The organism is Halopseudomonas xiamenensis, from assembly GCF_014219065.1.
In the GTDB taxonomy this organism is placed as follows: Bacteria; Pseudomonadota; Gammaproteobacteria; order Pseudomonadales; family Pseudomonadaceae; genus Halopseudomonas; species Halopseudomonas xiamenensis.
On sequence record NZ_JACLGO010000009.1, the window covers coordinates 85,710 to 100,518 of the forward strand.

The 14,809-nt window shown below is 63.4% G+C and carries 13 protein-coding genes; 8 read left to right on the forward strand and 5 right to left on the reverse strand.

From position 1 onward, the window contains the following. Nucleotides 1-82 precede the first annotated feature (82 nt). The 3 genes from H6X51_RS08135 to H6X51_RS08145 form a co-directional block, all read right to left on the reverse strand. On the reverse strand, nucleotides 83-2,503 hold the full coding sequence (locus H6X51_RS08135; protein ID WP_185267045.1) for a Lon protease family protein: 2,421 nt from the start codon (nucleotides 2,501-2,503) through the stop codon (nucleotides 83-85). A 75-nt stretch (nucleotides 2,504-2,578) separates the two neighbouring features. Continuing rightward, nucleotides 2,579-3,409, reverse strand: coding sequence for a uroporphyrinogen-III synthase (locus H6X51_RS08140; RefSeq protein ID WP_185267046.1), 831 nt, complete (start codon nucleotides 3,407-3,409; stop codon nucleotides 2,579-2,581). Between the two features lie 81 nt (nucleotides 3,410-3,490). Beyond that, complete coding sequence (locus tag H6X51_RS08145) at nucleotides 3,491-4,444, reverse strand: AraC family transcriptional regulator (RefSeq protein WP_185267047.1); 954 nt, start codon at nucleotides 4,442-4,444, stop codon at nucleotides 3,491-3,493. 186 nt (nucleotides 4,445-4,630) lie between these two features. Here H6X51_RS08145 and H6X51_RS08150 point away from each other — a divergent pair, with 186 nt between their 5' ends. Beyond that, complete coding sequence (locus H6X51_RS08150; protein WP_185267048.1) at nucleotides 4,631-6,583, forward strand: acetoacetate--CoA ligase; 1,953 nt, start codon at nucleotides 4,631-4,633, stop codon at nucleotides 6,581-6,583. On the opposite strand, the gene H6X51_RS08155 is transcribed toward H6X51_RS08150, so the two are convergent. Next, the gene (locus tag H6X51_RS08155; RefSeq protein ID WP_235991275.1) at nucleotides 6,584-7,462 is read right to left on the reverse strand and encodes a cache domain-containing protein; all 879 of its coding nucleotides are present in this window, start codon (nucleotides 7,460-7,462) and stop codon (nucleotides 6,584-6,586) included. Nucleotides 7,463-7,653: 191 nt separating this feature from the next. Here H6X51_RS08155 and H6X51_RS08160 point away from each other — a divergent pair, with 191 nt between their 5' ends. The 7 genes from H6X51_RS08160 to H6X51_RS08190 all read left to right on the forward strand — a co-directional run bounded on the left by H6X51_RS08160 (nucleotide 7,654) and on the right by H6X51_RS08190 (nucleotide 13,806). Beyond that, entirely contained in the window at nucleotides 7,654-8,199 is a 546-nt protein-coding gene (locus H6X51_RS08160) for a VOC family protein (protein WP_185267049.1), read from the forward strand. Between the two features lie 18 nt (nucleotides 8,200-8,217). Further along, nucleotides 8,218-9,279, forward strand: coding sequence for a phosphotransferase family protein (locus H6X51_RS08165; protein WP_185267050.1), 1,062 nt, complete (start codon nucleotides 8,218-8,220; stop codon nucleotides 9,277-9,279). After that, nucleotides 9,276-9,629: a DUF6285 domain-containing protein gene (locus H6X51_RS08170; RefSeq protein WP_185267051.1), complete on the forward strand. Its 354-nt coding sequence runs from the start codon at nucleotides 9,276-9,278 to the stop codon at nucleotides 9,627-9,629. The genes H6X51_RS08165 and H6X51_RS08170 overlap by 4 nt, the downstream gene beginning before the upstream one ends. Before the next feature lie 27 nt (nucleotides 9,630-9,656). Then, the gene (locus H6X51_RS08175; RefSeq protein ID WP_185267052.1) at nucleotides 9,657-10,823 is read left to right on the forward strand and encodes an acyl-CoA dehydrogenase family protein; all 1,167 of its coding nucleotides are present in this window, start codon (nucleotides 9,657-9,659) and stop codon (nucleotides 10,821-10,823) included. Between the two features lie 112 nt (nucleotides 10,824-10,935). Then, entirely contained in the window at nucleotides 10,936-12,123 is a 1,188-nt protein-coding gene (locus H6X51_RS08180) for an acetyl-CoA C-acyltransferase family protein (RefSeq protein ID WP_185267053.1), read from the forward strand. Between the two features lie 35 nt (nucleotides 12,124-12,158). Then, on the forward strand, nucleotides 12,159-13,013 hold the full coding sequence (locus tag H6X51_RS08185) for a 3-hydroxybutyryl-CoA dehydrogenase (protein ID WP_185267054.1): 855 nt from the start codon (nucleotides 12,159-12,161) through the stop codon (nucleotides 13,011-13,013). 31 nt (nucleotides 13,014-13,044) lie between these two features. Beyond that, on the forward strand, nucleotides 13,045-13,806 hold the full coding sequence (locus tag H6X51_RS08190) for an enoyl-CoA hydratase/isomerase family protein (RefSeq protein WP_185267055.1): 762 nt from the start codon (nucleotides 13,045-13,047) through the stop codon (nucleotides 13,804-13,806). Between the two features lie 106 nt (nucleotides 13,807-13,912). Here the strand turns inward: H6X51_RS08190 and H6X51_RS08195 are convergent, their stop codons facing one another. Beyond that, nucleotides 13,913-14,803: a DMT family transporter gene (locus H6X51_RS08195; RefSeq protein ID WP_185267056.1), complete on the reverse strand. Its 891-nt coding sequence runs from the start codon at nucleotides 14,801-14,803 to the stop codon at nucleotides 13,913-13,915. Between the last annotated feature and the right edge of the window lie 6 nt (nucleotides 14,804-14,809).

The following is a 14,809-nucleotide window of genomic DNA, read 5'->3' on the forward strand; positions in this document are numbered from 1 at the left end:
TGGATAACTCTGTAGACAAGGCTGGGAAAGGCCGCTGCAGGGCTTGCCGGGCCTGGCGCCCGGCAGTCTGTTCACGGTTTGATCAGCGGCCAGGCGCTTCCTCCGCCGCGTCACGGTTTTCCTCATTATGATGGTTGCGATGATTGATCGCCTGCAGTCGCTGCACCACCCGGTCATTGATCGAGCCTTCGGGGAACTTGCCCTCGGCATCCGGGGTACCGGCATCCTCACCGGCCAGCAGGCTGAGTGCCTGGTCGACATTATCCACCGCGTAGATATGGAACAGCCCGGCCTTGGCCGCATCCAGCACGGTCTGATGCAGCATCAGGTTCGGCACGTTGGCCCGTGGAATGATGACGCCCTGCTCACCGGTCAGGCCGCGCGCCTCGCATAGCCGGAAGAAACCCTCGATCTTGACGTTGACCCCGCCGATCGCCTGCACCTCACCGAACTGGTTGATCGAGCCAGTAATGGCGAAACACTGTTTCAAGGGTACCCGCGACAGCGCGGAAATCAGTCCGCAGACCTCGCCCAGAGAGGCGCTGTCGCCATCGATATAGCCATAGGACTGCTCCAGCGCGATGCTCGCGGAGATCTCCAGCTGATGGTCCTGGGCATAGCGACTACCAAGATAACCGGTGAGGATCATCACCCCCTTGGAGTGGATCGGCTGGCCGAGATTGACCTCGCGTTCGATATCCACGATACCGCTGCTGCCGGGGTACACCGTGGCGCTGATCCGCGCCGGCACACCGAACACCGAGTCGCCGATGGCCAGCACCGTCAAGCCGTTGCACTTGCCCACCGCCGCACCATCGGTATCGATCAGGATCACGCCGGACAGCATGTCTTCGCGGATGCGCGCACTGGCCCGCCCGGTACGTGCCTCCTTGGCCTGCAGTGCGCGTTCGATATGGCCGGTATCGGTCATTCTGTCGCCCGCCAACTGGCGCACCAGGTCCGCCTCGGCGACCAGCTGGAAGATGTCGCTGATGCTCGCCGACAGGTGCTGCTGATGCTCGGCCAGGCGCGCGCTGTAGGTCAGGATGCGCGCCACCGCCGCCACCGTCATCGGCGCCAGCCCCTCCTCGTCCACCCGGGTCTTGAGCAACTGGGCCATGCCCTCGATGCTGTCGGGGGTGCGTGGCAGATGGTCATCGAAGTCCACCAGTACGCGAAACAGTTCCTGGAAGTCCGGATCGTAGTCCTGCAGCAGGTAGTAGGCGCGGCGTGAACCGATCAATACCACCTTGACCGACAGCGGGATGACCTGCGGTGTCAAGGTCACCGTGGTCAGCCGGCCGATATCCGCCCAGGGCGATTCGATCTTCAGTTGCCGGGCATGCAAGGCCCGCTTGAGCGCCTCCCAGACGAAGGGTTCGGCCAGCAGCTTGTCCGCCTCCAGCACCAGGTAGCCGTTGTTGGCCCGGTGCAGCGCACCGGGACGGATATGCCGGTAATTGGTGACCAGCGCGCCCTGCTCGGAGCTGTACTCCACCCGGCCGAACAGGTTGTCATAGGACGGATGCGGCTCATGCACCACCGGCGCGCCGGGGGAGCCGGGGTGATCGACGATCAGGTTGGGGCTGTAGTGTTCGATCAGCGCGGCCTTCTTCGCCGCCTCCGGACGTGCCTCCGAGCGCTCATCAACCAGCAACTCGACCACCACCTTGAGCAGGTTCTGGTGTATCGCCTGGACATAGGCGCAGATGTCGGGGTTGTCGCAGTAGCGCTCGGTCAATGGCTGCAGCAGCGGCTGCAGGGCATCGGTAATGGTCTGCTCGTTCAGCTCGCGCAGTTCGTTGCTCGACTCGCGCTTCCATTGCGGCAGGCTGGCCAGCGCTTCGTTGAGTATCTCCTCGAGCACCGCGATATCGGCATGGAAGCGCTCACGCTCGGCTTCCGGCAACTGGGAGAATTCCGCCTCATCCAGCCCTTTACCGTCACGCATCGGGGTGAACACCAGGTTCTGGCCGTCGCGGTACAGCACTATGCTGCGCTCCAGCGCCTGGCGTTCGACCAGGTCGATGGCGGTGTCATAGCGCTTGTTGAAACTGCGGTCGATGGCGCTCTTCTTCTGCTGGAAGGCCGGATGCTCGAAGGCCGCCGGAAAGGTCGCCAGCAGGTTGTCGATAAGCTGGTGGATATCGTCGATCAGCTGGGTGGCGGTGCCGGCGGCCATGTGCAGCGCCTTGGGCTCGCGCGACTCCTCGAAGTTGTTGATATACACGCAGGCCTGCGGCGTGGGCATGCGCTTGGCCTCGGCCCGCAGATAGCGCATGGCATAGGAAAAGCGCCCGGTACCCGGCTCGCCCATGACGAACATGTTGTAGCCCGCGCGGCGCATGGCCACGCCGAAGTGCATGGCCTCGACGGCACGATCCTGGCCGAGGATGCCCTTGAAGGGCTCCAGGTCATCGGTGGAGGCAAAGCCCAGGCTCTCCAGATCGATGGGTACGGTGAGTTGTTCTGGCGGCAGGCGCAGCGGGCCGGTTTTGCTCATCAAACTTCCTTGGGAAAGGTATGCAATGGGTGATAGTGACAATTCAGTGTAAACCATGGCCCGCGTCGGGGCCGGTCAAACTGGCCCGAAGCGGCGCACCAGCTCGCGCACCAGCGGCTTCATGAAGTAGCTGCCGGTGGGCATCAGGTCCACCCGCAGGCCGCGCTCGCGCAGTTCCTCGGCGACCACCGGGCCGACGGCGGCAATGGTCAGGCCGTCGAGAATCTCGCCCAGCCGCTGCTCGCCCACCGAGCGCCGGCCGATCTGAAACAGCCGGCGCACCTGGGTGGCGCTGGTAAAGGCGATGGCATCCACCCGGCCGCTGGCCAGCTCATCGATCAGGCTCTCCACCCGCGCATCTTCCACATCATCGGCGTAGACGTAGGGCGCCACGGGGGCAACCTGCGCGCCGGCAGCCTGCAGGAACTCCATCAGCGGCAGGTTCGGGTCGCTGCCATACAGTTGCACGGCGATGCGCCGGCCGCGCAGGTTCTCATCCTGCAGGGTGCGAATCACCCCCTCGGTGGTCGGCTCCAGCGCGACCAGGTCGGCCTTCAGGCCGATACTGCGCAGCGCCGCTCCAGGCTTGGGTCCGCGGGTCAGCTTGCGTACCTGGGCCAGCCGGGCGATGAAGTCCTCGCGCAGGGTGCCCCCGGCGCGCTCGGCGGCGCCCAGCAGGCGGCGGATACCCTCGCCGGTAAGGGCGATGAAATCATCCCAGGGCTCGGCGCTGAACTGCTTGAGCCAATCCACCACCGGGCGCTGGTCCGGCGCATCATGAATGGATACCAGCGGGCAGCGCAGCACCTCGGCCCCGCGCTTGAGCAGCATGTCGGCAAACAGGTCCAGCTCGCGACTTTCCGGCAGGGCGATACGACGGCCCGCAAGGGGCAGGGAATCAGGCATGGTTGCATCCGTTTCGAATCAGAGCAGCCATTGTGGGGTCGATCCGCCGGGTCATCAAGTCAGACCCGGCGCTGCACGGCGTCAGTGATGCCGGCGCAGGGTATCGGATGGCAGTTCGCCGAAGGTGCTCTTGTAGCTCTCCGAGAAGCGGCCCAGGTGCATGAAGCCGTAGTCCATGGCGATCTCGGTGATATTGCGTACCCTCGCCGCCGAGTCGCTCAGCTGGTGATGGATCTGCTGCAGCCGGCGCTGGCGAATGAAGGATTTCGGCGTGGTGCCGGCCTGGCGCTCGAACAGCGCATACAGCGAGCGCGGACTCATGTTCGCCAGTTGCGCCAGTTGTTCGACGGAAATGTCCTTCTTCAGGTGCTCGTCGATGTAATCGGTGATGCGGCCGAATGAGGGGCAGCTGTCGCCCGTCGGCTCGCGGCAGACGTTGCTGGCCAGGGTGCACAGCAGCTTGGAGGCGATGATACGGCTGTACTGCTCCTGCAGGGGCTGATGGCAGTGCTCGGCGGCGGCTTCCTGGCAGATCAACGCCAGCAGGCTGTCGATACCCGACAACTGCCGCAGCGCATGCCGGCTGGTATTGAAACGTATGCCCTGCTGCGGTGCCCGCCAGTGGTTGTCCGCGCAGACCTGTTCGAGCAAGGTGGCCGGCAGCTTGACGATCAGCTTGGCGCAGTCCTCCGAGTAGGTCAGGTCCACCGGGTCGTCGGGGTTGATCAGCAGCAACTCGCCGGGGGCGAAGTAGTGTTCCTCACCCTGTCCGCGCCACAGGCAATGGCCACGCAGCAGCAGTTGCAGGTGGTAGATGGTTTCCAGCGCCGGCGAGGTGACCTGCACCCGGTCGCCGTAGCTGAGGCTGCACAGGTCGAGCTGGCCGAAGCGGCGATGGCGCAGGCTGGCCTGGGCCGCAACACGGCGCGGACGCCGGATGCAATGCGCTCCGACATGCTGATTGACGTAATCCGACACCACATGGGGATCGGCATGTTCGAACACAGTACTTCCGACATCCGGCAGACTGATCATCACAGGGCACCCCATATGTTCTTATAGTGCGTCCGGCCACTGAACCCCGGGGTCGGACGCCGGGACCAAGCCAGCATAGGAGATAGGTCCGGCGGCCAACAGCGCCCGTGTTCGGTAATCGCACACTTTCCGCCAGACGGGGCGGCTATACTCCGGCATGAATACCGCATTGAGGACATGATGCCGATGCAACAACCACTCTGGTCGCCCAGTACCACCGGCATCGCCGCCAGCCGCATGCACGCGTTTCGTGAGTATGTAAACCGGCGTTTCGGCCTTGCCCTGCACGACTATGCAGCGCTGCACGCCTGGAGCATCGAGCGGCGCGCGGACTTCTGGCTGGCGCTGGCGGCGTTCTTCGAGGTGCAGTTCAACACAACGCCCGGCGAGATACTCGCCGAAGGGCCGGACATGCCCGATGCGCGCTGGTTCAGCGGAGCCACCCTGAATTACGCGGCGCACCTGTTGCGACGCCAGGATCACCAGCCGGCGCTGATCAGCATCAGCGAAGCCGGCAGCCGCGAGCAGCTGAGCTTTTCCGAGTTGAATGCCCACGTGGCCGGTTTGCAGCGCAGCCTGGAACAGGCCGGGGTGGCGAGCGGCGATCGGGTTGCCGCGATCCTGCCGAACAGCTGGCAGGCCATCGTCGCCATGCTTGCCAGCAGCAGCCTGGGTGCGGTGTGGTCATCCTGCTCGCCAGACTTCGGCGCGCAGGGCATCATCGACCGCTTTGGCCAGATCGAACCCAAGGTGCTGATCGCCTGCAGCGACTACCACTATGCCGGCAAGTCAATCGATCTCACCGAGCGGCTCAGCGAGGTGCTGCGCCAGCTGCCGAGTGTCGAACGGCTGGTGCTGGTACCGGGCCCGGCCGCGCTGACCAACCCGGCTCCCGAATGCAGCCAGGCAGTCAGCCACTGGCAGGACTTCTATAAGCCCGGCGGCACGCCCCGGTTCCGTGCCCTGCCCTTCGACCACCCGCTGGCTATCCTGTATTCCAGCGGTACCACCGGCGCGCCCAAATGCATAGTGCATGGCAGCGGCGGCGTGCTGCTGCAGCACCTCAAGGAACTCGGCCTGCATACCGACCTGAACGCCGATGACCGGCTGTTCTACTACACCACCTGCGGCTGGATGATGTGGAACTGGCTGGCATCCGGCCTGGCGGTCGGCGCCACGCTGGTGCTGTACGACGGCTCGCCATTCCACCCCGGCGACACCCGGCTGATCGACCTGATCGATGCCGAGCGGATCAATGTCTTCGGCGTCAGCGCCCGCTACCTGGCGGCACTGGAGAAGGCCGGCGTGCAACCGGCACGCAGCCACCGGCTCGACAGCCTGCGCAGCATATTGTCCACTGGCTCGCCACTGTCCCCGGACAGCTTCGACTACGTCTATCGCGACATCAAGAGCGACCTGCGCCTGTCCTCCATCTCCGGCGGCACCGATATCGTCTCCTGCTTCGCCCTGGGCAACCCGCTGCTGCCGGTCTGGCGCGGCGAACTGCAGGGGCCGGGGCTGGGCATGGCGGTGGAGGTATGGAACGAGGCCGGCCGGCGGGTCATCCGCGAGAAGGGCGAGCTGGTCTGCACCAGGCACTTCCCCTCCATGCCCCTGGGCTTCTGGAACGACCCGGATGGCAGCCGCTACCACGCGGCCTATTTCGAGCGTTTCCCCGGTGTCTGGGCGCAGGGCGACTATGCCGAACAGAGCGAGCATGGCGGTCTGATCATCCATGGCCGTTCGGACGCCGTACTCAACCCTGGCGGCGTGCGCATCGGTACCGCCGAAATCTATCGCCAGGTGGAACGGGTCGATGAAGTAGTGGAATCAGTAGCCATCGGTCAGCAATGGCAAGGGGATGTAAGGATAGTGCTGTTTGTCGTGCTGCGTGAGGGAGTGCAGCTGGATGAGGCGCTGCAGCAGCGCATCAGGGGGGAGATTCGCCGCCATGCCAGTCCCCGGCACGTGCCGGCGGTCATTCTCGCCGTACCGGATATTCCGCGCACCCGCAGCGGCAAGATCGTCGAACTGGCCGTGCGTAACCTGGTGCACGGCCAGCCAGTGAATAACACCGAAGCCCTGGCCAACCCGGAAGCGCTGGACTACTTTCGCAACCGGGTCGAACTGCAGGACTGACTACTGGTCGCTACCGTTGCCGTTGTTGGGCTGGTAGTAGCCCACCGCGACCAGGTAGTTGCCGACCTTGCGCGCGTAGGCGTGCTTGTGCTCGGTTTCGCCGGAGATCGGGTGCTTCCACTGGTAGTCGAACTCGACCATCTCGCTGGTCGCCAGCTTGTCCAGGGCTTCCTGGCCGAAAGGCTTGCCGAGGCGGTCAGCCAGGGCACTGAAGTCGCGGCCGATCAGACGCAGGTTGGAGCCATGGGCGACGAAGCGGTTGTTATCCAGCTCCACGACGAACACGTAGAGATCATCCTTGTAGAAGCGCTGATCCAGTGCATTGATCGCATTGAAGGTGTCGCGGGGATTGCTGTTGACCGCCTCGGCAGCAGTCTCCAGCAGTTGCAGCGCCTGCTCGGAACTGGCCCGCGGCTGGTAATAGCCCACCGCCAATACGGTATCGCCTACCCGCTGGAAGTACACATGCTTGGTGATCTTGCGCCCACCAGTACTCCAGTTGCCCCAGGGATAGTCCGCCTCCAGGATCTCACCGGTCTCCGGCTGGCTCAGCGCCTGCTGGAACTTGGGCCTGAGTTCATCGTCGATGGTGTTGAAGATATCCCGCCCGATCAACATCACCGACGGCCCGCCACTGGCGAGCATGATGCCGTTGGTGTTGATCACGAACACGTACAGATCGTCCTTGACGAACGGCCCCTGCCGACTGAACACCGCCAGGGCCTTGTCGCCATTGGCCTTGTAATAGTCAACGGCTTCGGTGAGCAGGGCGCGGGCTTTTTCGCTTTCCTGCTCCTGCGCGGTTGCCGTCTGCACCTGCAGGAACATCAAGCAGGCCGCAAGTGCTGCCCATATCCGGTGTGTTTTTCTTCTCAGCATCCTGGTTTCCTTTTCTGGGTGATATCGCTTGGTTTCCCCAGCAAAGATACGCCAGGGTGGTGGGAAGCGCCAATAACCTCTCATCCACATAAAAAACATTTTGATTTGTTTTATTATGAAAGGTACTCTGGATGCAAACCCGATACAGCTTTGTATTAACGGCAAAACAACAAGACATAAGGCCTGAACCCATGACCACCATCCCGAACCGGCACCGTCAGTTGATTTCCCGCCTGGGCCGCATCATGCAGCTGGCCTGGGTACCCAGTGATTACGATGCGGCCCTGCGCCACTGGACCGAAACCATGGGCGTGGGGCCATTCTTCGAAATGAACCACATCCAGGTGGACAGCTGCCATTACCGAGGGCAGCCGGTTGCTCTGGATTTTTCGGTCGCCATCGCCTACTGGGGCGACATGCAGATCGAACTGGTTCGCCAGCATAACAATGCCCCCTCCATCTACCAGTCCTGGTTGGAGCAGGGGCGTGAAGGCCTGCACCACATCTGTCTGAAGATAGACAACATGGTCGAAGCCCGCGCGCTCTGTGCCGATGCCGATGCTGAAGTCATGCAGGAAGTCTGGCTTCCCGGCGGTGGCGAAGCTATCTACGTTGACCTGGGTGGCCTAATGGTGGAAATGATCGATTTCCCCGAGGAAAGTCTGGCGGTATTTGCCGAAATGAAAACCGCCGCTGACAACTGGGATGGCAGTGCCCCCGTGCGGGTCCTTGGCTGAGGAATAAAAAGAGACGATATGAACGCGGATACCCTTCTCTCCAGTACAGCCGTGGCTCCATCGACGGTAGACCAGACATTGCCGGCCATTGCTGAATTCCTGAATAACCATCTGGCTGCCCAGCATACCCGGATCCGTCAGGCCCGCCGCCTGTCCGGCGGTGCCATTCAGGAAAACTGGTTGCTGGAGGTCGAACACCGGGGCGGCAGCCGACCCGGTGAACAACGCTGGGTGTTACGGACTGATGCACCCTCCAGCGTGGCCGTCAGCATGACCCGCGCCCAGGAGTTTGCAGTGCTGCGCTGCGCCTTCGACGCCGGCGCCAGAGTGCCTGAACCGCTGCTGTTGTGTTCAGACCTTGCCGTGCTGGGCCGTGAATTCTTCATCATGCAAGCGCTGGAGGGCACTGCCTTCGGCCCCAAGCTGACCCGTGACGGAGTCAGCGAGGAGCAACGCCCGGCCCTGTGCCGGGAACTCGGCATCAGCCTGGCCAACCTGCACCGTATCGCCCCACCGCACCCACAACTGGACTTCCTGTCCAGCCCGGTTGCCGACCATGCCCAGCACTGCATCGATACCTACCGCAGCTACCTGGACACCCTCAATGAAGGCTTTCCGGCCTTGGAATGGGGCTTACGCTGGTGCGAACTGAACCGCCCCGAGCCGCTGCCCCCATGCCTGCTGCACCGGGACTACCGCACCGGCAACTACATGGTCGCCAACGGCCAGCTCAGCGGGATTCTCGACTGGGAGTTCGCCGGCTGGGGCGACCCACGGGAGGACATCGGCTGGTTCACCGCCCGCTGCTGGCGCTTCGCCGGGCCACAGCGTGAAGCTGGTGGCGTGGGCGAGCTGCAGGATTTTCTCGACGGCTACCACAGCATCAGTGACCTGCCCATGGACCGCGCCGCCCTGACCTATTGGCAGGTCATGGCGCACCTGCGCTGGGCCATCATCGCCCTGCAACAGTCCGAGCGCTACCTGAGCGGCGGCGAGGATTCGCTGGAGCTGGCCCTGACCGGGCGTATGCTGGCCGAACTGGAACAGGAGATTCTATTGCTGACCGGAGCCACACCATGAGTCGCCCCAAGGCCCCCGACCTGCTGACGACGGCTCGTCAGTTGCTGCTGAACGAGCTGCTGCCGGCCCTGCCCCACGAGTTGCACTACGAGGCACGGATGATCGCCAATGCCATGATCATCGCCGCCCGGGACCAGCAACAGGGCAGCAGCTGTGTGGCGCAAGAGTGCCGGCAGTTGCAGACACTGCTGGATGCACCGAATAACGGCGATCTGGACGAACTGCGCAAACAGTTGGCCAGCGCCATCCGCCAGGGCCGGTTCGACCAGCACCCCGGATTGCACCGGGGTCTGCTGCAAATCAACCGCAACCAACTGGCCATCAACAGCCCCAAAGCGGTGCGCGACTGACGCGCCTGCGCTTACAGGAGAAGTACCATGGATTTCAGTCTTGACCAGGAATTGCTGGAACTGCAGCAGCGCACCCGCGAGTTCATCGCCGAGCAGGTCATCCCCCTGGAATATGACAGCCGTCAGACGCCCCACGGCCCCAGCGATGAGCTGCGCAACGAACTGGTCGAGCGCGCCCGCAACGCCGGCCTGCTGACTCCCCACGCCTCCCGCGAGCTGGGCGGTCTGGGCCTGAGCCACAGAGCCAAGGCGATCGTCTTTGAAGAGGCTGGCTATTCCCCACTGGGCCCGATCGCACTGCATATCCATGCCCCGGACGAAGGCAACATCCACATGCTGGAAGCCATTGCCAACGAGGCGCAGAAGGACCGCTGGCTCAAGCCCATGGTCGACGGCCGTATCCGCTCCTGCTTCGCCATGACAGAACCCAGCCCCGGTGCCGGTTCCGACCCATCCATGCTGGCGACCACCGCTGTGCGCGACGGTAATGACTACATCATCAACGGCCGCAAATGGTTCATCACCGGCGCCACCGGTGCCAGCGTCGCCATCATCATGGCCCGCACCGAAGACGGCGGCGCCACCATGTTCCTCAGCGACACCGACCAGCCCGGCTTCAAGGTCGAACGCATGATGGACTCGCTGGACAGTTGCTTCACCGGTGGCCATGGCGTGGTAGAGATCGACAACCTGCGCGTGCCGGCGCAAAACGTGCTGGGCGAAGTCGGCAAGGGCTTCCGCTATGCCCAGGTACGCCTGGCTCCGGCCCGCCTGACCCACTGCATGCGCTGGCTCGGTGCCGCTCGCCGCGCCCACGATATCGCCACCGACTATGCACGCACCCGCGAATCCTTCGGTCGTCCGCTGGGCGAGCACCAGGGCGTCGGCTTCATGCTGGCGGATAACGAGCTGGATCTGCACAGCACCCGGCTGGCGGTCTGGCATTGCGCCTGGGTACTGGATCAGGGCGAACGTGGCAATCTCGAATCCAGCATGGCCAAGGTGCTCAGTTCAGAAGCCATCTGGCGTGTGGTTGACCGTGCCGTACAGATTCTCGGCGGACAAGGCGTGACCGGTGAAAAGATCGTCGAGCGAATTTTCCGTGACGTACGTCCATTCCGTATCTACGATGGCCCCAGTGAAGTTCACCGTATGAGCATCGCCAGAAAACTGTTGGCCGCCCACCAGCACTGAACCGACTCCGTTACAACGGCCTCGCGAGTGCGGTGGGGCGGTTGGGTTCGGGCCACTGAGCGGTACTGTCAGTTGGCCCTTTTTTATTCGATTGACCCTGAAGGGAAGAGTCATGACACAACGTCAGATCTATATTGTAGGAGCAGCCCGCACCGCCATCGGCAGTTTTGGCGGTAGCCTGAAAGACCAACCGCTGAGCGAAATTGCCACCACCGCAGTCAGTGCCGCCCTGAGCCGCTCCGGCGTCGCCCCGGAAGCGGTAGGCCATGTGGTCATGGGTAACGTGATCCCCACCGAGCCGAAGGATGCGTACCTCAGCCGGGTGGCTGCCATAGATTCGGGTATTCCCAAGGAAACCCCTGCCTTCAACGTCAACCGCCTGTGCGGCTCGGGTCTGCAGGCGATCATTTCCGCAGCGCAATCCATCCTGCTGGGTGATACCGACATTGCCATTGGCGGTGGTGCGGAAAGCATGAGCCGCGGCCCCTACCTCATGCCCGCCATGCGCTGGGGCGCCCGCCTCGGTGATGCCCAGGCAGTGGACTACATGAACGGCATCCTGCACGACCCCTGGCAGCGCATCCACATGGGGGTTACCGCCGAGAACGTCGCCAAGCGCTACAACATCAGCCGCGAAGCCCAGGACGAACTGGCCCTGGAGAGCCAGCGTCGCGCCGCCCGCGCCCGGGCCAAGGGCTACTTCGCCGAGCAGATCGTGCCGGTGGAGATCCGTACCCGCAAGGGTGTGGTCAGCTTCGAGACCGATGAACACATCCGTGAAGAGGTCAGCCTGGAACAACTGGCCGGCATGAAACCGGTATTCCAGCGCGACAACGGTAGCGTCACCCCCGGCAACGCCTCCGGCCTCAACGACGGCGCCGCCGCCCTGGTCCTGGCCGAGGAGCAAGCGGTCAAGCTGCACAACCTCAAGCCCCTGGCCCGCCTGGTCGGCTATGCCCACGCCGGGGTCGAGCCGGAATACATGGGTATCGGCCCGATCCCCGCCACACGCCTGGTACTGGAGCGCACCGGCCTGAGCCTGGCCGATATCGACGTCATCGAAGCCAACGAAGCCTTCGCCGCCCAGGCCTGCGCCGTGGTACAGGAGCTGGGTCTGAACCCCGAGATCGTCAACCCCAACGGTTCCGGCATCTCCCTCGGCCACCCGGTCGGTGCTACCGGTGCCATCATCAGCACCAAGGCCATCTACGAACTGCAACGCACCGGTGGGCGCTACGCGCTGGTCACCATGTGCATCGGCGGCGGCCAGGGCATTGCCGCGATTTTCGAGCGCGTCTGATTCACAACCATCTGAATACAAGGAGAATAACAAGCATGAGTATCCGCACCGTCGGCGTCATCGGCGCCGGAACCATGGGTAACGGCATCGCCCAGGTCTGCGCCGCAGCCGGGTTCCAGGTCACCCTGGTCGACATCAATGAAGAGGCATTACAGCGCGCCCTGCAGACCATCGACCGCAGCCTCGAGCGCCTGATCCAGAAAGACAAGCTCGACACCGATGGCAAACAGCAGGCACTGGGCAATATCCGCACCAGCACTGCCCTGGCCGAGCTGGCCAGCGCCGACCTGGTGATCGAGGCCGCCTCCGAGGCCGAACCGGTCAAACTGGCACTGATCCGCCAGGTCGATGAGATAGTGTCCGAGCAGGCGATCATCGCCAGCAACACCTCATCCATTTCCATCACCCGTCTGGCCGCGGCCAGCCGCAGACCGGAACGGGTGATCGGTATGCACTTCTTCAACCCGGTGCCTGTCATGGCCCTGGTCGAGTTGATCGGCGGTCTGCAGACCAACGACACCACCCGTCAGGCTTCCACCGAGTTCGTCAGTGCCATTCACAAGACCGCCATCAGCGTGCGCAACAGTGCGGGCTTTGCGGTCAACCGCATCCTGGTGCCGATGATCAACGAAGCCGTATTCGTGCTGCAGGAAGGTATCGCCAGCGCTGAAGACATCGACCTGGGCATGCGCCTGGGCTGCAGCCACCCGATCGGCCCGCTGGCGCTGGCCGACCTGATCGGGCTGGATACCCTGCTGGCGGTGATGGACGTGTTCTACACCAGCTTCAACGACAGCAAGTACCGCCCCGCCCCGCTGCTGCGGGAAATGGTCGAAGCAGGCTATCTGGGCCGCAAGAGCGGCCAGGGCTTCTACCACTACCCGGCTTGAGCCGGGTAGTCCCATGCGAGGAGAACATCAGATGTCTGACCTGCCATTGATCGTCGGCGGCAGCGGCGCCATCCGCACCCTGCGCTTCAATCGCCCTGCCTCACTCAATGCCATCGACAGCGCCATGGCCAGCGCCTTTCTGCAAGCCATCCAGGACGCGGTCGAAGACCCGGAGGTACGGGTCATCGTCCTCAGCGGTGAGGGTCGCTCCTTCATGGCCGGCGGCGATATCAGCCAGTTCAGCCGCGACCCGGGAAGTATTCCCGAGGGGCTGATTGAGCCCATGAACCGGGCCATCCTGCTGTTCAGCAACAGCGACAAACTGGTGCTGGGCAGCGTACAGGGCCCGGTGGCCGGAGCCGGCATGAGCCTGGCGCTGGCCTGCGATCTACTGGTCGCAGCCGACAACACCCGCTTCAGTTTCGCTTACACCGCACTGGCGGTCAGTGGCGATCTGGGCATTAGCTGGAGCCTGCCGCGCCTGCTGGGCTTGCGTCAGGCCTTGGGGGTCGCTCTGCTCGGTGACAGCATCAAGGCCGATGAAGCGCAGCGTCTCGGCCTGGTCAACCGGGTAGTAGCCGCAGAACAACTGGCAGAACACACCCTGAATCTGGCCAACCAACTGACGGAACTACCGGTGCTGGCCAGCGCCAGCATCAAACGGCTGATGCAGGCCGCACTGCAACAGGATCTGGGCAGCCAGCTGGCTGCCGAAAAACAGGCCTTCAGCCAGTGCATCGAGCAATCGGAATTCCACACCGCCGTTGCCGGATTCCTGGCCAAACGCAAGTAACCGCCAGGCTGCTGGCGTAACGCAGGTGCGCTACACCCCGGGTTGGCGAGCACCTGCTCGCCGACAGCCTTGAGCAACTTCACATCGCAGACATAACGCAGAGATACTACACCCTGCTTCCAGCCGCCCGCCTTACCCTTGGTTGCCACTGGTACAGCAGCAGCCCCGCCCCGATCAGCAACGCCCCAAGCCAGACACCGGACGGCAACTGTTCGGCATTGAACAGCCTGCCCATCATCAACGCCAGCAGAGGGGTTATCACCAGAATCAAGGCCACCGCCGCCGAACTCAGCTGGCGGATGATGTAGTAATACATGGCAAATCCCAGCACCGAGCCAAGCACGCCCAGGTAGGCAATCGACAGCATGCCGCGCCAACTGGACTGAGTCGGCCAGTTGCCATCCTGGAAGCACCACAGCAGAAAGAACAGTGGCGCCGCCACCAGCAGCGAGCCGGTGGTGGTCACCATCGGGTGGCTGTCATCAGCAATCACTTTCATTCCGACCAGAGAAGCGGAGTTGCATACCACCCCCACCAGCAGGGCCGCCACACCGGCGGCAAAGCCCGCCTGCAACGCCAGGCCCTGGTCGAGAAATACCACTGCCAGCCCGCCCACACCCAGCAGCATGCCCAGTACCCTTGCCGGACTGAAAGCCGACTCACCCAGCCACCAGGCCGCCAGCGCGCTGGTCACCAGTGGTGACACTCCAAAAATGACCGACATCAACCCAGAGTCGATGCGTGTCGACGCCCAGTAGACACAACTCATGGCCAGAAACAGTCCAAGCCCGGCACACAGATAGCTGCGCACCGCACGGGCATGAAACAGCAACGGAATGCCGGCCAGGCGCAACACCAGAAGCGCGCAGACCAGGGCCAGCACCATGCGCAACATGGCAGCGAAGCTGAAGCTGCTATCCAGGGCACCCCACTGGATGGCCAGCGGAGTAGTGCCCCAGATGAACACGACGCCCAGATACGCCAGCGAAACCGGCATGAGCAG